Here is a 17,200-nt window from a genome sequence, read left to right as displayed (position 1 = left end):
GCGGGACACTGCACCGTAACGTCGGCCGGAGAGACGTAACTAGCGCTGCTAGTTTTTATGAGTTCCAGTGTTCCGGAGGGTGTTCCATGTCCGCGTCCGCGAAGCTGCCCCCGTTCGACGCCGCCGACCCGCTCGGGCTCGACGACCTGCTCGACCCGGAGGACCTGGCGATCCGGGACACCGTCCGCGGCTGGGCGGCGGACCGGGTGCTGCCGCACGTCGCCGACTGGTACGAGAAGGGCGAGCTGCCCGGCATCCGGGACCTCGCCCGGGAACTGGGCGGCATCGGCGCGCTCGGCATGTCGCTGACCGGCTACGGCTGCGCCGGCGCCACGGCCGTGCAGTACGGACTCGCCTGCCTGGAGCTGGAGGCCGCCGACTCGGGCATCCGCTCCCTGGTCTCGGTGCAGGGCTCGCTCGCGATGTACGCGATCCACCGGTTCGGCAGCGAGGAGCAGAAGCGGCAGTGGCTGCCCCGGATGGCCGCCGGCGAGGTGATCGGCTGCTTCGGCCTCACCGAGCCCGACCACGGCTCCGACCCCGCCTCCATGCGGACCCACGCCAAGCGCGACGGCGACGACTGGATCCTGAACGGCCGCAAGATGTGGATCACCAACGGGTCGGTGGCCGGCGTGGCCGTCGTCTGGGCGCAGACCGAGGACGGCATCCGCGGGTTCGTGGTGCCGACCGACCGCCCCGGCTTCTCGGCGCCCGAGATCAAGCACAAGTGGTCCCTGCGCGCCTCGGTCACCAGCGAGCTCGTCCTGGACGACGTGCGGCTGCCCGCCGACGCGGTGCTGCCCGAGGTCACCGGCCTGCGCGGGCCGCTGAGCTGCCTCTCGCACGCCCGCTACGGCATCGTCTGGGGCGCGATGGGCGCGGCGCGCAGCAGTTTCGAGGCGGCCGTGGAGTACGCGAAGACCCGGGAGCAGTTCGGGCGGCCCATCGGGGGCTTCCAGCTCACCCAGGCCAAACTCGCCGACATGGCGGTGGAACTGCACAAGGGGATCCTGCTCGCCCACCATCTGGGGCGGCGGATGGACGCCGGCCGCCTGCGTCCCGAGCAGGTCAGCTTCGGCAAGCTCAACAACGTCCGCGAGGCCATCGAGATCTGCCGTACGGCGCGGACGATCCTCGGGGCCAACGGGATCTCCCTGGAGTACCCCGTCATGCGGCACGCGACCAACCTCGAGTCGGTGCTCACCTACGAGGGCACCGTCGAGATGCACCAGCTCGTGCTGGGCAAGGCGCTCACCGGGCTCGACGCCTTCCGGTGAGCCTCCGGGGAGGCAGGGCCGGTGAGCGGCCCTGCCTCAGCTCTGGTTGAAGAAGCCGTCCTCGCGGCGCGCTGCCGGCTCACCGCTGACGATCTCGGTGTTCGAGGGCGTCAGCAGGAACACCCGGGTCGCGACCCGCTCGATCGTGCCCCGCAGGCCGAAGGTCAGGCCGGCCGCGAAGTCGACCACGCGCTTGGCGTCGGCGGGCTCCATGGCCGTGAGGTTCATGATGACCGGGATGCCGTCCCGGAACAGCTCGCCGATCGCGCGGGCGTCCCGGAAGCTGTCCGGGGTGACCGTGCCGATCCGGCGGCCCTTCTCCTCGGCGGTGTCCGTGGCCACCTTCACCCGCGGGTCCGTGACCCAGGCGTCCGCGGACCCGGGGCCCTCGGAGTAGTCGTCGTCGTAGTAACGCTCGTCATCGTTGTCGTCGACGAGGCCGAGCCACGCACTCGCCTTGCGTACCGATCCCATGGACGCCTCCTCTCACAGCGGTCCTTCTTGCTTTCCGCATCCCTATGGTCATCCATGATGCGGACCGTGCGCCAAGTGGATAGACGCCGCGCGGGGGGTTTGTGACGGTACTGGTGCACAGCGGATCCGTCGAGACTCCGTGTGCCCCAAGGGTCGCGACTCATACGGCTGCTGACTGTGAGTGAAATATGATTGTCGCTGGCGGTCGGGTGATACACGGAGCGTACGGGTGAACGGCGTACCTGATACGACCCGACAGTCGGCCGATACGATGCCGCGTCTCGAAGTCGCGGTACATCACGGGGGATCGTCCTATGTTCGGAATCGTGCGGCCATGCAGTCACCGGCTGGGGGAGGGGATGCGGGCCCAGTGGATGGCGCACCTGTGCGGGCTCTGTCTCGCCCTGCGCCGTGACCACGGGCAGTTCGCCCGCGTCGTCACCAACTACGACGGCCTGCTGATATCCGTCCTGACGGAGGCTCAGGCCGGCTCGGTGGAGGGGTCCCGGCGCACCGCCGGGCCGTGCGCGCTGCGCGGCATGCGGACGGCGTCCGTCGCCCAGGGCGAGGGCGCCCGGCTCGCCGCGGCCGTCTCGCTGGTCCTCGCCTCCGCCAAGGTGCGCGACCACGTCGCCGACCGGGACGGGCTGCTGGCCCGCAGGCCGGTCGCCCTGGCGGCCCGGCGGGTCGCGGCGAGCTGGGGCCGGGCCGGGGCGCACAGCGGCGCCGCCGTCGGGTTCGACACCGGCGTCCTGGTCGACGCCGTCGACCGGCAGACCGGCATCGAGGCCCTGGCGGGACACGGCACCCCGCTGCTGACGGTCACCGAGCCGACCGAGACGGCGACCGCGGCCGCCTTCGCGCACACCGCCGTGCTCGCCGGGCGGCCGGGCAACGCCGAGCCGCTCGCCGAGGCCGGCCGCCTCTTCGGCCGGCTGGCGCACCTGCTCGACGCCGTCGAGGACCGGGAGGCGGACGCGCGCTCGGGCGCCTGGAACCCGCTCGCCGCCACCGGCACCCCCCTCACCGAGGCCCGCCGGCTCGCCGACGACGCCCTGCACGGAATCCGGCTGGCGCTGCGCGAGGCGGAGTTCACCGACGGCGGTCTTGTCCACCTGCTGCTCGTGCACGAGCTGGGCCGCTCGGTGGACCGGGCGTTCGGCGGCCACTCGTGCGGACACGCGCCCGAGGCCTCCTTCGGGCCGCCGCCGGGCCACGGGGCGCCCCAGGCGCCGGGCAACCCGTACGGGAACCCCTTCGGGGGCGAGCCGCCGCGCCCGGACAAGCGGGGCTTCTGGGCCGGGTGCGCGGCCGCCCTGGGGCTGTGCTGCACCTGCAAGGTCTGCTGCGCCGACGAGTACGAGGGCCCCTGGTCCCGGAGGAAGCGCGAGGGCTGCTGCGGCAACTGGGACTGCTCGTGCTGCGAGGCCTGCCAGTGCTGTGAGTGCTGCGAGTGCTGCGAGTGCTGCTCGGGCTGCGACTGCTAGGGCCTGGGTTGCCGGGGGCGGTCGGGGCTGACCGCCCGGTCCGGGTGTGTCAGGGCTGCGAGTGCTGCTCGGGCTGCGATTGTTCGGACTTGGGTGCCGGGGCGCGGCTTTCGGTGTGCGGTCGGGGCTGACCGCGGCCGGGGGTGGCCGGGCTACGAGTGCCGCGGCTGGGACGGTCGGCTGACCGCCAGGTTCCCGAGAGCCAAGACCGCGAGAGCAAGGTCCGGAAGCGTCTGGGATGTGACCGGCAGGGGCTGCCGTGTCCGGGGCGAGGGCCATCCGGAGGGGTGAATTCCGGCCATGCCCGGGACGCGGGCGGCCGATGGTGGCCGTGTGGCGCCCGCCGCCTCCGGGCCCCGCGGCCGGTCCGGTGTGCGGGCGGCGCCTGCGGACGCGGGCGCGGCCTCGTCCCCGCCGGTGGAGAGGCGTTCGCGGCTATCGGAGCCCGCCCCGGCGCCACCGTCCGCCCGGCCGCGCGCGGCACCCCTCGCGGGCCTCTTCCTGACCCCGTGTCAAGAGAGCGGCATGCATAGGTGGTTCAAAGCTTGACGGCCGAAAGGCACCCTTGTGCCGACCGGCCGTTCGGCCGAATACTCCCCCTCAGCGCTTGTCAGGGGCATGAGCGTTGTTCGGTACCCCGGACAAGTCCCTGACTGCGCCTCACCGGGCCCCGACCCCACGCGGGCCCTCGACTTCCCCTGGGAGGGAATGAAACGTGAGGATCAAGCGCACCACTCCCCGCAGCGGTATCGCAAGACGGACCCGGCTGACCGCCGTGGCGACCGGCTTCCTCGCCGCGGCGGCGTTCGCCGCCCCCACCGCGAACGCCAGCGACGCCCACACCTTCAGCGCCAACCAGCTCACCAGGGCGAGCGGCTCCGTTCTCAAGGCCGACATCCCCGGCACCGCCTGGGCCGTGGACGCCAAGACCAACCGTGTCGTCGTCACCGTCGACAGCACGGTGTCCCAGGCGGAGATCGCCAAGATCAAGCAGCAGGCCGGCAGCGAGGCGGGCGCCCTCGTCGTCAAGCGCACGCCGGGCAAGTTCAACAAGCTCATCTCCGGCGGCGACGCCATCTACGCGAGCAGCTGGCGCTGCTCGCTGGGCTTCAACGTCCAGGACTCCAGCGGCAACTACTACTTCCTGACCGCCGGTCACTGCACCGACGGCGCGGGCACCTGGTGGTCGAACTCCTCGCACTCCACCACGCTCGGCACCACGGCGGGCTCCAGCTTCCCCGGCAACGACTACGGCATCGTGCGCTACACCAACAGCTCGGTGACCAAGTCGGGCGCCGTGGGCAGCCAGGACATCACCAGCGCCGCGACGCCCTCGGTGGGCACGACCGTCTACCGCCGCGGATCCACGACCGGCACCCACAGCGGCCGCGTCACCGCGCTGAACGCGACGGTCAACTACGGCGGTGGCGACATCGTCTCCGGCCTGATCCAGACCACCGTGTGCGCCGAGCCCGGCGACTCCGGCGGCCCGCTGTACGGCGGCTCCACGGCCTACGGTCTGACCTCGGGCGGCAGCGGCGACTGCACCTCCGGCGGCACGACGTTCTTCCAGCCGGTCACCGAGGCGCTCAGCGCCTACGGGGTCCACGTCTACTGACGGGACCGCCTGCCACGCCCCCACGGCCGGACGCGGTCGTGACGGCTCCGTGACGGCACAGGCCCCCGCACGCTCCTCGCGTGCGGGGGCTTTCGCCTGCCGCCCCGGCGATGCCGCTGCGGAGGGCGGAATTCCGGCCGGCGCCCCCGCGGCTCCCGGCCGGTCGGGTGTTTGCGCAGGTGAGAGGGGCTCTTCGGGATGTCGCACAGTTGTTCGAGAATGGAGGTATGGTGGGTGACGGAGTAGGGAACTGATGTTCGAGAGCTGTTCGGGGCTCACGAGTGCGGGAGGTGCGTGTGCCGGGCTTCGCGCATCTGCACACCGTCTCCGGGTTCTCCCTGAGGTACGGCGCCTCCCACCCGGAGCGGCTGGCCGTGCGCGCGGGGGAGCGGGACATGGACGCCCTGGCCCTCACCGACCGCGACACCCTCGCGGGGACGGTCCGCTTCGCCAAGGCGTGCGCCGGGGCGGGGGTGCGCCCGCTGTTCGGCGTGGACCTGGCGGTGGCCGGGCCGGAGACCGCCGCGCGGGAAAGGCGCCGCACCCCCGTGCGGGGCGGTGCCTTCGTCGACGAGTCGGCTCCCCGGGTGACCTTCCTCGCCCGGGACGGCGCCCGCGGCTGGGCCGACCTGTGCGGGATCGTCACCGCGGCGCACGAGGGCGGGGGCACACCGCTGCTGCCCTGGTCGGGCAACCACGGCGACGGCCTGACCGTACTGCTCGGGCCGGACTCGGACGTGGGCCGCGCCCTCGCCGCCGGACGCCCGGACCGGGCCGCGAGACTGCTCGCCCCGTGGCGCGAGATCTACGGCGACGCGCTGCGGCTGGAGGCCGTCTGGCACGGCCGCGCGGGCACCGGCCCCGGCTCCCTGCGGCTGGCCGCCCGTACCGTCGGCTTCGCCGCCGAGCAGCGGATCCGGCCGGTGCTCAGCAACGCCGTGCGCTACGCCGACCCCGGCCAGGGGCCGGTCGCCGACGTCCTGGACGCCGCCCGCCGGCTGGTGCCGATCGACCCCCGCAAGGAGCTGGACTCGGGCGAGGCCTGGCTGAAGGACGCGCCGGCCATGCTGGAGGCCGCCGAGCGGGTCGTGGCGGCGGCCGGCTTCCGGCGCGACACCGCCCGCCGGCTGCTGGAGCAGACCGGGGCCACGGCCGCCGAGTGCCTGGTCGACCCCGAGGACGACCTCGGCATCGGCACCGTCCACTTCCCCGAGGCGCACCTCGTCGGCGCGGGCCGCCGCACCGCCCAGCGGGCGCTCGCCTCGCGGGCGGCGGCCGGGATGGTGCGGCTCGGCCTCGGCGGCCGGCGCGAGTACTGGGAGCGGATGCACCACGAGCTGGACATCATCGCCCACCACGGGTTCGCCTCCTACTTCCTCACCGTCGCCCAGGTGGTGGACGACGTGCGGGGGATGGGGATCAGGGTGGCCGCCCGCGGCTCCGGCGCCGGCTCCCTCGTCAACCACCTCATCGGCATCGCGCACGCCGACCCGGTCGAGCACGGGCTGCTGATGGAGCGCTTCCTGTCCAAGGAGCGGGTGGTCCTGCCGGACATCGACATCGACGTGGAGTCCGCGCGCCGGCTGGAGGTCTACCGGGCGATCATCGGCCGCTTCGGCGCCGAGCGGGTCGCGACCGTCTCCATGCCCGAGACCTACCGGGTGCGGCACGCCATCCGGGACGTGGGGGCCGCGCTGTCCATGGACCCGGCCGAGATCGACCGCGTGGCCAAGTCCTTCCCGCACATCCGGGCCCGGGACGCCCGCGCGGCGCTGGAGGAACTGCCCGAGCTGAAGGAGCTGGCGGGGGAGCGGGAGAAGTACGGCAGGCTCTGGGAACTGGTCGAGGGCCTCGACGCCCTGCCGCGCGGAGTCGCCATGCACCCGTGCGGGGTGCTCCTGTCCGACGCCTCCCTGCTCGCCCGCACGCCGGTGGTGCCGACCAGCGGCGAGGGACTGCCGATGTCGCAGTTCGACAAGGAGGACGTGGAGGACCTCGGGCTGCTCAAGCTGGACGTGCTGGGCGTGCGGATGCAGTCGGCGATGGCGCACGCGGTCGCCGAGGTGGAGCGGGCCGCGGGGGAGCGGATCGACCTGGACGCGGTGGCGTCGGGCGACCCGGCGACGTACGGGCTCATCCGGTCCACCGAGACGCTGGGCTGCTTCCAGATCGAGTCGCCGGGCCAGCGCGACCTGGTGGGCCGCCTGCAGCCGAGCACCTTCCACGACCTGGTGGTCGACATCTCCCTCTTCCGCCCGGGACCGGTCGCCGCCGACATGGTGCGGCCGTTCATCGAGGCGCGGCACGGACGGGCGCCGGTGCGCTACCCGCACCCGGACCTGGAGGAGGCACTGAAGGACACGTACGGGGTCGTCGTCTTCCACGAGCAGGTCATCGACATCGTCTCCGTCCTGACCGGCTGCGGGCGCGGCGAGGCCGACCGGGTCCGGCGCGGGCTGTCCGACGCGGAGTCGCAGGGCCGGATCAAGGTGTGGTTCGCGCAGGCCGCGGCGGCGAACGGGTACGACGCGGAGACGATCCGGCGGACCTGGGACATCGTGGAGGCCTTCGGTTCCTACGGCTTCTGCAAGGCCCACGCCGTGGCCTTCGCCGTGCCGACCTACCAGTCGGCGTGGCTGAAGGCGCACCACCCGGCCGCGTTCTACGCCGGGCTGCTCACCCACGACCCCGGGATGTACCCCAAGCGGCTGCTGCTGGCCGACGCGCGGCGGCGCGGGGTGCCGGTGCTGCCGTTGGACGTGAACGTGTCCGGGGTCGCACACAGGATCGAACTGGTGTCTGAATCGGGGGTGTGGGGGCTCCGGCTCGCCCTCTCCGACGTGCACGGCGTCAGCGAGGCCGAGGCGGAGCGGATCGCGGCCGGACAGCCGTACGCCTCCCTGCTGGACTTCTGGGAGCGGGCCCGCCCGAGCCGTCCGCTCGCCCAGCGGCTGGCCCAGGTGGGCGCGCTGGACGCGTTCGGCGCCAACCGCCGTGACCTGCAACTGCACCTGACCGAGCTGCACCGGGGCGCCCGGGGCGGCGGCGGGGACCAGCTCCCGCTCGCCGGGGGCCGCGAGACCGCGCCGGCCGGCCTGCCCGACCTGACCCCGCAGGAGCGGCTCAGCGCCGAGCTGGGCGTGCTGTCCATGGACGCCTCGCGCAATCTGATGGACGACCACCGGGAGTTCCTGGCGGAGCTGGGCGTGGTGTCCGCGCGTCGGCTGCGCGATGCCGGGCACGGGGAGACGGTGCTGGTCGCGGGCGCCAAGGCGGCCACCCAGACCCCGCCGATCCGGTCCGGCAAACGGGTCATCTTCTCCACCCTGGACGACGGCTCGGGCCTGGTCGACCTCGCCTTCTTCGACGACTCCCACGACGCCTGCGCGCACACCGTCTTCCACTCCTGGCTGCTGCTGGTGCGCGGCGTGGTGCAGCGGCGCGGCCCGCGCAGCCTCAGCGTGGTGGGCTCGGCCGCCTGGAACCTCGCCGAACTGCTCGAGGTGCGCCGCGAGGAGGGCCTCGACGGGGTCGCGGCCCGGCTCGCCGGGCCGCCCGGCGGCGCCGCGGACGGCCCCGCGCCGCAGGACGGAGGCGGGCCGGCCCGGGCCCGGATCGCCGGTTCGGACGGGCTTCCCCGGCCGGCTGGTTCTGCGGCCGGCGACCCGATGGACGGCCGGACGATCCGCATGCCCACGGGGTACCGGATGCACCCCTGGGCCGATCTGCGCCCCGCGGGCGAAGGGCCCGCGGTGGGAAGGAAGCTGTGGCACCAGAGTCCGGGGAGTGCGGGATGACGATCCTCTGCGTACGTTTCCAGCCGCCGATGCGCGAGGCGGCCCTGCCCGGGCTGCTCGGGCTGCTGGAGGAGTTCACCCCGGTCGTGGAGGCGCTGCCGCCGGACGGGGCACTGGCCGATCTCCGGGGCGCCGAGCGGTACTTCGGGCGCAGCGCGGTGGAGCTGGCCTCGGTGATCCGGGTCCGCGCCCTCGCGCTGCACGGCGTCGACTGTCTGATCGGCGCCGGACCGGGCCCGATGCTGGCCCGGATGGCGCTGCGCGAGGCCCGCCCCGGAGTGACCTGCGCCGTCCCCGCGGAGCCGGACGCCGTCGCGGAGTTCCTCGCCGGCCGGCCCGTCGCCGCGCTGCCCGGCGTCGGCCCCGCGACCGCCCGCACCCTGTGCGAGTACGGCCTGGACACCCTCGGCCGGGTGGCCGGCACGCCCCTGTCCACGCTCCAGCGGCTGATCGGCGCCAAGGCGGGCCGCGAGCTGCACGACAAGGCGAACGGCGTCGACCGCGGCCGGGTCGTCCCGAACGCCGTCTCACGCTCCCTCGCCACCGAACGCGCCTTCGAGCTGGACGAACTGGACCCCGCCCGGCACCGCAGGGCGCTGCTGTCCGCGGCCGGGGAGATCGGCGCCCGGCTGCGCGCGGTGGAGAAGGTCTGCCGCACCCTGACCCTCACCGTGCGCTACGCCGACCGCTCCTCGACCACCCGCAGCCGCACCCTGGCGGAGCCGACCGCGCACTCGGCCGCGCTGACGAGGGCGGCCTACGGCATGTACGAGTCGCTCGGCCTGCAGCGCGCCCGGGTCCGCGCGCTCGCCCTGCGCGCCGAGGGCCTCACCCCCGCCGACCAGGCCGCCCACCAGCTCACCTTCGACCCCGTGGACGAGAAGGTCCGCCGCGTCGAGGAGGTCGCGGACCGCGCCCGGGCGAAGTTCGGGCCCCGGGCGGTGATGCCGGGGGCGCTGGCCGCCTGAGTCCCCGGCGCCGGAGGCTCAGTTGGCCCACGGCGGAGTGATGACCGTGCCGTCGGCCAGCCGGGCTGTGAGACCCACCGAGGTGGTGACCCACGAGAGCGCGGTGTGGTCGGTGGGGTTCTCCACGGCCAAGGTCGCGCCGGCGCCGACGATCACCGTGTCGCCGGCGCGGACGCGCTCGGTGTCGCCGTCGAGGGTGATCAGCAGTTCGCCGACGAGCAGGTGGAAGATCTCCTCCCGGTCGACGGTGTGGGCCGGCGCCCTGGTCCCGGCGGGGATCTCGCCCCGCCACGCGCACAGCTCCCTGCTCCCGGTGAGCGGGGTGGCGTACGAGATGAAGCGGGCGCCGTGAATCTCGTGGGTCACGGCCTCGGCCGCGCGGACCACTGGCATGACGGTCTCCGTCCAACTAGTCAAGTAGGTTGACTACATGGTCAAGCTGGTTGACTGGTTCGTCAAGGGTGTTTCAATGCCTGCGTGCAGAACTCCGAAGCCATGGCCCTGTCCGCCGCCCTGCTCGCCGTCGCGGGTGACCTCGTCCAGCGCATCCACGACGGGGTCGAGGCCCGCGGCTTCACGGACGTTCGGCCCGCCCACGGCTTCGCCTTCGCGCGGCTCGCGCCGGACGGTGCCACCGTCACCGACCTCGCCGCGCACCTCGGGGTGACCAAGCAGGCCGCGAGCCAGCTCGTGGAGGAGATCGTGCGCAAGGGGTACGCCGAGCGGCGCCCGCACCCCGCGGACGCGCGGGCCCGGCTCGTCGTGCTCACCGGGCGCGGCTGGGAGTGCACGCGGGCCGCGGAGGCGGCGGCCGCCGAGGTGGTGGGGGCGTGGGCGGAGCTGCTGGGCGAGGGTGAGGCCGCCGCGCTGCGCGAGCGCCTGCTGCGGATCACGCCCCAGGGCCCCGTTCGGCCTGCCTGGTGACGGTCCGTCAACACCGGGGCGAGTTCGCGGTTATCACTGGAAGTTTTTACTGACGCGTAACTTCACGCCTGCACTACTCGCCCGTAACTTGACGGGTGAACAGCATCCTCGTGATCCGGATCACAGGGACAGGTCGTCCGCCGCACCTCCCTTGAGCCGCAAGGAGATCACACGATGCTGCCCTGGAAACGAGCGCTCAGACCCCTCGCCGCGCTGCTCCTCACCGCCGCCGTCGCCGTCGTCCCCGCCGCCGCCGCGCACGCCGCCACCGCTCCCAGCTCGGGCTGGAACGACTACTCTTGCAAGCCCTCGGCCGCCCACCCCCGCCCGGTCGTCCTGGTCCACGGCACCCTGGGCAACTCCGTCGACAACTGGCTGTCCCTCGCCCCGTACCTGAAGCACCGCGGGTACTGCGTCTTCTCCCTGGACTACGGCCAGTTGCCCGGCGTCCCCCTCTTCCACGGCCTCGGCCCCATCGACAAGTCGGCCGAGCAGCTCGCCGCCTACGTCGACAAGGTGCTCGCCGCCACCGGCGCCGAAAAGGCCGACCTGGTCGGCCACTCCCAGGGCGGCATGATGCCCCGCTACTACCTGAGATTCCTCGGCGGCGCCGCCAAGGTGAACGCCCTCGTCGGCCTCGCCCCCGACAACCACGGCACCGACCTGAGCGGACTGACCAACCTGCTGCCCTACTTCCCGGGCGCCGAGGACCTGGTCAAGGCCACCACCCCCGGCCTCGCCGACCAGATCGCCGGCTCCGCGTTCCTCACCAGGCTCAACGCGGGCGGCGACACCGTCCCCGGAGTGCACTACACCGTCATCGCCACCAAGTACGACGAGGTGGCCACCCCCTGGCGGAACCAGTACCTGAGCGGCCCCGACGTGCGCAACGTCCTGCTCCAGGACCTGTGCCCGCTCGACCTGTCCGAGCACGTGGCGATCGCGCTGACCGACCGGATCGCCTTCCACGAGGTGGCCAACGCCCTCGACCCGGCCCACGCCACGGCCACCACCTGCGCGTCGGTCTTCAGCTGACGCGCGGCCGGGGCCCGTCCGGCCTGAGCCGCCGGACGGGCCCCGGAGCCTGCCGGGCTCAGCGGCCCGGCCGGCCGCCCGCCGAGCGCCGCCGGACGGAGAGGAACAGCGCCGCCGAACCGAGCGCCAGGGCCGCCGCCCCGCCGACCGCGACGTACGAGGTGCCGGTGGAGGCGCCGGTCTCGGCCAGGTCCGGCGCGCCGCCGGCGGCCGCCGGCCGGTTGGGCGCGGCCGCCGTGGTGGGCCGGGCGGACGCGCTCGCGCCGGCGTCCCCGTGCCCGTGGTGCCCGACCGTCGACCGGCCGGCACCGGCCTCGATCTGCTCGTCGGAGGGGGCGGAGGCGCCCGGCGCGGGGGCGCTCGCGCCGGTGCCGCCCTCCGGGCCGCCGGTGCCCGCGTCGTCTCCGCTGCCGTTGCCGCCGTCGGCACCGCCGCCGAAGTCCACGTCGGAGCAGGAGTAGAAGGCCTCCGGGCTGTCCGAGCGCTGCCAGACCGCGTACAGGAGCTGCCTGCCGGTGCGCTCGGGAAGGGTGCCCGTGAAGGTGTAGAACCCGCCCGAGGCGACCGGGTCGGTGACCGTCGCGACCGGGTGCTCCAGGTCCAGGCCGGACCAGCCGAGCGGCTTCGCCGGGTCGTACCCGGGCTTCGTCGCGTACACCGTGAAGGTGCCCCTGTGCGGAGCGGTCACCCGGTACCTGAAGGTGCGGACCCCGCTGTGCACGCTCGTCGCCGGCCAGTCGGAGCGGGCCAGGTCGAGACCTTTGAACTCCTCGTTGCCGGCGCTGCACAGCCTGCCGTCGGGGATCAGCTCACGGTGGCGCCCGGCGGCGTCGCCGATCCGGATGCCGTTCCAGTCGTACAGCGCCTGGGCGCCGCCCGCCGCGACGGCCGCCCGGCACGCCGCCGACCGCGGGCTCTCCGGGCCCTCCGCGTAGCACTGGGCGACCCGGCTGACCGGGTCGCCCATCGAGCCGTGCGCGGACGCGGGCACGGCGGCGAGCGCGGTCAGGCCGAGAGCGGCGACGGTGACGGCGGCGGCCTTGCGGCGTGCGGGCATGCCGGAACTCCTTGGAACGGTCCTCGAAGGGCGGGTCGGATCCCGTGGGGTTGATCCGAAGCTAGCCCCGGGGAGCCGGGAAATCGCCTGCTGAGGGCGGTTCCAGGAGATCCTTATGGCGGAGTTAAGGGAGGGCTGAGACTGGGCTCAGGTTGCGGCCGTGCGGGCAGGTGACGCGTGGCGACCGGACGGATGCGCGGCGAAGCGGCCCGTTTGAGCCCGGGAGATCGGTGCAGGCGCAGGGGGTACGACGGCGAAAGGAACGTGTTCATGGCGGCGACCGACGACGAGCCCGTGGACCACGCAGCGGTCAGGCGTCACCGGACCCTGTTCCGCGCGATCGAGCGACGACGCCACCCGAAGCTGCGCCGCAGCGACATCACCGTGACCGACGAGGCGGCGGTCAAGCGCGCCACCAAGGCGGCCGCGCTCGGCAACGCGATGGAGTGGTACGACTTCGGCATCTACAGCTACCTCGCCTCCACCATCGGCCAGGTCTTCTTCCCCTCCGCCAGCGGCACCGCCCAGCTGCTCAGCACCTTCGCCACCTTCGCGGTCGCCTTCCTTGTACGCCCGGTCGGCGGCATGGTCTTCGGACCGCTCGGCGACAAGCTCGGCCGCAAGCGCATCCTCGCCGCGACCATGATCATGATGGCGGTGGGGACGTTCGCCATCGGCCTCATCCCCTCGCACGACGCCATCGGTCTGTGGGCCCCCGCCCTGCTGATCCTTTTCCGGCTGGTGCAGGGGTTCTCGACCGGCGGCGAGTACGGAGGCGCGTCGACCTTCATCGCCGAGTACGCGCCCGACAAGCGGCGCGGCTACTTCGGCAGCTTCCTGGAGTTCGGCACGCTCGCCGGGTACGTCGGGGCCTCCGGCCTCGTCGTCGTCCTCAGCAGCTTCCTCAGCGACGACCAGATGCTGCACTGGGGCTGGCGCGTGCCCTTCCTGGTCGCGGCCCCGCTCGGCCTCATTGGTTTGTACCTGCGGCTCAAGCTGGACGAGACGCCGGCGTTCCGGAAACTGGAGGGCGGCCAGGGCAAGGCGACCGAGGCCGCGAACGCGGTGGAGACCTCGGCCGCCGGAGACCTCGGCAAGATCTTCACCCGTCACTGGCGGCCGCTGCTGCTGTGCCTCGCGCTCGTCGCGGCGTACAACATCACCGACTACATGCTGCTGTCGTACATGCCGACCTACCTGTCCGACGAACTCGGCTACGGAACCAACCACGGTCTGCTGATCCTGCTGGTGGTCATGGTGCTGCAGATGTGCGTCATCAACCAGGTCGGACGGCTCTCGGACCGCTTCGGACGCAAGCCGCTGCTGATGACGGGCATGCTCGGATTCCTCTTCCTGTCCGTGCCGTCCTTCCTGCTCATCCGGCAGGGCAGCGTCGTCCTCATCGCCCTGGGTCTGGTCCTGATGGGCCTCTCCCTGGTGGCGATGCTCGGCACGATGTCGGCGGCGCTCCCGGCGATCTTCCCCACCCACGTCCGCTACGGCTCCCTCGCCGTCGCCTACAACCTGTCGACATCCTTGTTCGGCGGCACGACCCCGCTGGTGATCACCGCGCTGATCGGCGCCTTCGGCACCAACCTCATGCCGGCCTACTACGCAACGGCCGCCGCCGTCGTGGGCGTCGTCGCCGTCCTGTGCATGAAGGAGACGGCCAACGAACCGCTCGCCGGCTCGCCGCCCTCCGTCGAGACGGAGGAGGAAGCCGCCGCGCTCGTCCAGGTCCAGTTCGCCGACCCCAGGTTCTGAGACCCCGCCGGCCCACTCAGCGGCGGACGCGGGCCGTCTACCCGGCGGGCCACCAGGTGCGAGCGATGTCCTTTCGCACCTCCGGACGCCCCGCCGGGCGCTCCTCCGCCTCTTCGCGGAGCCGGCGGCTGTCCGTCCTCTTCAGCGGCTTCTGCAGGGTCACACGGCGCATGGCTGCCTCCTCACCGGCCTACCGGGTTCCGCGTTGGGGCGGAGATAGACGCTTTTGGGGAGACTTGCTCATCGATGCCGGATTGTCAGTGGCGGATGTCACTCTTCGGTACATGACGAACGAGAGCGCCCGACGGGCCGCGACGGACGCCGGGGTGGACTGGGACGCGCAGGCCGCCGCCTTCGACGACGAGCCCGATCACGGCCTGCGGCCCCCCGGGGTGCGGGCCGCCTGGGCCGACCGGCTGCGCGGCTGGCTGCCCGGGCGCCCCGCCGACGTCCTCGACCTCGGCTGCGGCACCGGCAGCCTGTCGCTCCTCGCCGCCGAGCAGGGACACCGGGTGACCGGGGTGGACAGCTCCCCGGCCATGGCCGCCCTGGCCCGCGCCAAGCTCGCCGGGCGGGACGCGGTGGTACTCCAGGGGGACGCCGCGGCACCGCCGGTGGGCGAGCTGCGTTACGACGTGGTCCTGGTCCGGCACGTGCTGTGGGCGCTGTCCGATCCCGAGCGCGTCCTGCGCCACTGGCGCACCCTGCTGCGGCCCGGGGGCCGGTTCGTGCTGGTCGAGGGCGTCTGGGGGACTCTGGACCCGGTCGGCATACCCGCCGACCGGCTCGTCGCCCTGCTGGAGCCGGTCGCCCGCCACACGCGCGTGGAACGGCTGTCCGGCGACCCGGAGCTGTGGGGCGGGGCCGTGGACGACGAGCGGTACGCGGTGCTGGCGGGCGTGTAGCGGCCCACGGGGCCCGCCGCCGGTCCCGGGCGGTCTTCAGGCCAGCAGGTCGTCGAAGCCGCCCCCGCGGGCCAGCGCCTCCAGTTCGTCCAGCGCGGCCGCGGCGGCGCGGGCGGCCACCGGGTCCCGCTCCGCGAGCCCGCTCGCGGCGAACTCGTCCTCGTCCAGCCGCCGCACGTCCGTGCCGTCGGCGGAGCGCCACAGGTCGAGGTCGAGGTCCTCGACGACCAGTTCGGCGCCGGCCCGGGTGGCCGGCCGGGTGACGTCGCAGTACCAGCCCTTCAGGGCGCCGTCCCCGGCCCGGACCTCCTTCACCGAGTACCACCGGTCCAGCCAGTAGTGCTCGGTGAACACGTCACCCGGCTCGAAGCGCACGAACCCGAAGTCGCGCACGCCCGCGCCCGCCCACGGGGCCCGCACCGACACGCGGGCGCCGTCCTCCCGCAGCAGCTCCGCCGGGTAGCGGATCTTCGTACGGCCGCCCTTGACCAGGACGACCTCCACCCGGCCGGACGGCTCAGCCGGCCGCGCGGACATAGCGCACCTCCGACGCGCAGACCTCGTACCCGAGCCACTTGTTGACCGCGATCATCGGCTCGTTGCCGGCGTCGTTGCCCGTGAAGGCCTCCGTGACGCCGGCGGCGCGGGCGCGGTGCAGCGAGTGGATCTTGACGAGCTTGGCCAGGCCGCGGCCGCGGTGGGCGCGCAGGGTGCCGGTCATCGCGGTGGTGTACCGGGTGGCGCCGTCGGTGTAGGCCACCGTGAAGGCGACCGGCCGGCCGTCGGCGACCGCGACGGTGGTCAGCTCCTGGTTCAGCAGCGGGTGCCGCCAGTTGTGCTCGAGCCAGGCGTCGTAGTCGGTGAACTCCACCGGCACCATGCCCGGTTCGTCGGTCACCGTCGCCGCGTCCAGCTCGAACAGCGGACGCGGGTCGTCCGCGTAGTCCGCGGCGGTGCGCAGCTCGACACCCGGCGGGGTCTCCAGCAGCGGCGGAAGGGTGCCGTCCGCCAGGTCGAGACGGAGGAAGTGCGCCCGCCTGGCCGGGGCGTAGCCGAACCGTTCGGCGAAGGCGCGGTTGGCGGGCTCGTCGAGGACCCAGGTGTACAGCTTGGTCGCGCCGACGGCGCCGAGGTGCTCCTCGGCCGCGCGGACGAGCAGCCGGCCGGCTCCCCGGCCGGTCCGGTCCGGGCGCACGTAGACGTTGAGGAACCCCTGGCCCGGCTCCGGGCTGTCGTGCGCCAGGGAGACCCCGGCCGCGCCGATCACCTCCCCGTCCTCGACGGCGATCAGTGAACGGAAGTGGGCGTCGGGATGGCTGTGGGCGACGAGGTGGCGGACCGATTCCGGGGTGAACAGCATGTAGGGGAGGGTGAGATGGCGGACCCGGGCGTAGCCCTCCGTCTCGGCCGGCACGTCCAGGCGCAGATCGCGCACGATCACTGTCATGGGGAGGCACCGTACGGGCCGGGGCGCCGGGGATGCCTCCCATTTTCCGCCGGGTGCGGGACAATCGGCCTGTGAGCCTGAAGATCCACATCGATGACAGCGCGCCGCCGTACGAGCAGGTACGGGCGCAGATCTCCGAGCAGGCGCGGTCCGGGGCCCTGCCGGTGGGGTACCGGCTGCCGACCGTGCGCGGGCTGGCCGAGTCGCTGGGGCTCGCGGTGAACACGGTGGCCAAGGCGTACCGGGCGCTGGAGGGCGACGGGGTGATCGAGACGCGGGGCCGCAACGGCACGGTCGTGGCGGCCGCCGGCCCGGCCGCGGTGCGCGAGGCGGCGTCGGCCGCGCAGGCCTACGCGGAGCGGGCGCGCCGGCTCGGGCTGGCGGAGGAGGACGCCCTGGCCGCCGTCCGCGACGCCCTGCGGGCGGCCTACGGCGAGTAGCGGCGGC

The 17,200-nt window shown here is 73.5% G+C and carries 16 protein-coding genes; 10 read left to right on the top strand and 6 right to left on the bottom strand.

The genetic code is table 11. The features are described 5' to 3' along the window. Window positions 1-86: 86 nt before the first annotated feature. Complete coding sequence (locus TNCT1_RS23950; RefSeq protein WP_143635570.1) at window positions 87-1,277, top strand: acyl-CoA dehydrogenase family protein; 1,191 nt, start codon at window positions 87-89, stop codon at window positions 1,275-1,277. 36 nt (window positions 1,278-1,313) lie between these two features. Here TNCT1_RS23950 and TNCT1_RS23945 read toward each other — a convergent pair whose 3' ends face one another. Continuing rightward, the gene (locus tag TNCT1_RS23945) at window positions 1,314-1,751 is read right to left on the bottom strand and encodes a cell division protein SepF (protein ID WP_143635568.1); all 438 of its coding nucleotides are present in this window, start codon (window positions 1,749-1,751) and stop codon (window positions 1,314-1,316) included. A gap of 314 nt (window positions 1,752-2,065) precedes the next feature. On the opposite strand from TNCT1_RS23945, the gene TNCT1_RS23940 reads away from it, so the two are divergent. From TNCT1_RS23940 to TNCT1_RS23925, 4 genes are all read left to right on the top strand, one after another. Further along, entirely contained in the window at window positions 2,066-3,238 is a 1,173-nt protein-coding gene (locus TNCT1_RS23940; RefSeq protein WP_143635566.1) for a DUF5685 family protein, read from the top strand. Between the two features lie 715 nt (window positions 3,239-3,953). Then, window positions 3,954-4,856 (top strand): S1 family peptidase, encoded by a 903-nt coding sequence (locus TNCT1_RS23935; RefSeq protein ID WP_143635564.1) that lies wholly within the window; start codon window positions 3,954-3,956, stop codon window positions 4,854-4,856. A gap of 296 nt (window positions 4,857-5,152) precedes the next feature. Next, window positions 5,153-8,653 (top strand): DNA polymerase III subunit alpha, encoded by a 3,501-nt coding sequence (locus TNCT1_RS23930; protein ID WP_143635561.1) that lies wholly within the window; start codon window positions 5,153-5,155, stop codon window positions 8,651-8,653. Beyond that, complete coding sequence (locus TNCT1_RS23925; protein WP_143635559.1) at window positions 8,650-9,621, top strand: hypothetical protein; 972 nt, start codon at window positions 8,650-8,652, stop codon at window positions 9,619-9,621. The genes TNCT1_RS23930 and TNCT1_RS23925 overlap by 4 nt, the downstream gene beginning before the upstream one ends. 18 nt (window positions 9,622-9,639) lie before the next feature. Here the strand turns inward: TNCT1_RS23925 and TNCT1_RS23920 are convergent, their stop codons facing one another. Beyond that, window positions 9,640-10,014 (bottom strand): cupin domain-containing protein, encoded by a 375-nt coding sequence (locus TNCT1_RS23920; RefSeq protein WP_143635557.1) that lies wholly within the window; start codon window positions 10,012-10,014, stop codon window positions 9,640-9,642. A gap of 84 nt (window positions 10,015-10,098) precedes the next feature. Between TNCT1_RS23920 and TNCT1_RS23915 the strand changes: the two genes are divergently transcribed. Then, window positions 10,099-10,545, top strand: a complete 447-nt coding sequence (locus tag TNCT1_RS23915) for a MarR family winged helix-turn-helix transcriptional regulator (protein WP_143635555.1) — start codon at window positions 10,099-10,101, stop codon at window positions 10,543-10,545. A 174-nt stretch (window positions 10,546-10,719) separates the two neighbouring features. Then, the gene (locus TNCT1_RS23910) at window positions 10,720-11,580 is read left to right on the top strand and encodes a triacylglycerol lipase (RefSeq protein ID WP_143635553.1); all 861 of its coding nucleotides are present in this window, start codon (window positions 10,720-10,722) and stop codon (window positions 11,578-11,580) included. 58 nt (window positions 11,581-11,638) lie between these two features. On the opposite strand, the gene TNCT1_RS23905 is transcribed toward TNCT1_RS23910, so the two are convergent. Beyond that, window positions 11,639-12,637, bottom strand: a complete 999-nt coding sequence (locus tag TNCT1_RS23905; RefSeq protein WP_143635551.1) for a lytic polysaccharide monooxygenase — start codon at window positions 12,635-12,637, stop codon at window positions 11,639-11,641. Between the two features lie 270 nt (window positions 12,638-12,907). Between TNCT1_RS23905 and proP the strand changes: the two genes are divergently transcribed. Next, entirely contained in the window at window positions 12,908-14,401 is a 1,494-nt protein-coding gene (gene proP / locus TNCT1_RS23900) for a glycine betaine/L-proline transporter ProP (protein ID WP_143635549.1), read from the top strand. Between the two features lie 37 nt (window positions 14,402-14,438). Here the strand turns inward: proP and TNCT1_RS36705 are convergent, their stop codons facing one another. Next, the gene (locus TNCT1_RS36705; protein ID WP_143635547.1) at window positions 14,439-14,573 is read right to left on the bottom strand and encodes a hypothetical protein; all 135 of its coding nucleotides are present in this window, start codon (window positions 14,571-14,573) and stop codon (window positions 14,439-14,441) included. A 112-nt stretch (window positions 14,574-14,685) separates the two neighbouring features. On the opposite strand from TNCT1_RS36705, the gene TNCT1_RS23890 reads away from it, so the two are divergent. Further along, complete coding sequence (locus TNCT1_RS23890) at window positions 14,686-15,306, top strand: bifunctional 2-polyprenyl-6-hydroxyphenol methylase/3-demethylubiquinol 3-O-methyltransferase UbiG (protein ID WP_143635545.1); 621 nt, start codon at window positions 14,686-14,688, stop codon at window positions 15,304-15,306. Between the two features lie 36 nt (window positions 15,307-15,342). Here the strand turns inward: TNCT1_RS23890 and TNCT1_RS23885 are convergent, their stop codons facing one another. After that, a complete protein-coding gene (locus TNCT1_RS23885; RefSeq protein WP_143635543.1) occupies window positions 15,343-15,843 on the bottom strand; it encodes a DUF402 domain-containing protein in 501 nt (166 codons plus the stop codon). Next, window positions 15,824-16,753, bottom strand: coding sequence for a GNAT family N-acetyltransferase (locus tag TNCT1_RS23880; RefSeq protein WP_174266424.1), 930 nt, complete (start codon window positions 16,751-16,753; stop codon window positions 15,824-15,826). Before TNCT1_RS23880 ends, TNCT1_RS23885 begins: the two co-directional genes overlap by 20 nt. A 71-nt stretch (window positions 16,754-16,824) precedes the next feature. On the opposite strand from TNCT1_RS23880, the gene TNCT1_RS23875 reads away from it, so the two are divergent. Then, window positions 16,825-17,193: a GntR family transcriptional regulator gene (locus tag TNCT1_RS23875; RefSeq protein WP_216856679.1), complete on the top strand. Its 369-nt coding sequence runs from the start codon at window positions 16,825-16,827 to the stop codon at window positions 17,191-17,193. The last annotated feature ends 7 nt before the right edge of the window (window positions 17,194-17,200 follow it).

This window comes from Streptomyces sp. 1-11 (assembly GCF_007176755.1).
Lineage (GTDB): Bacteria > Actinomycetota > Actinomycetes > Streptomycetales > Streptomycetaceae > Streptomyces.
Note: the sequence above shows the minus strand (reverse complement) of the source record. Positions and strands in the feature narration are given on the sequence as shown.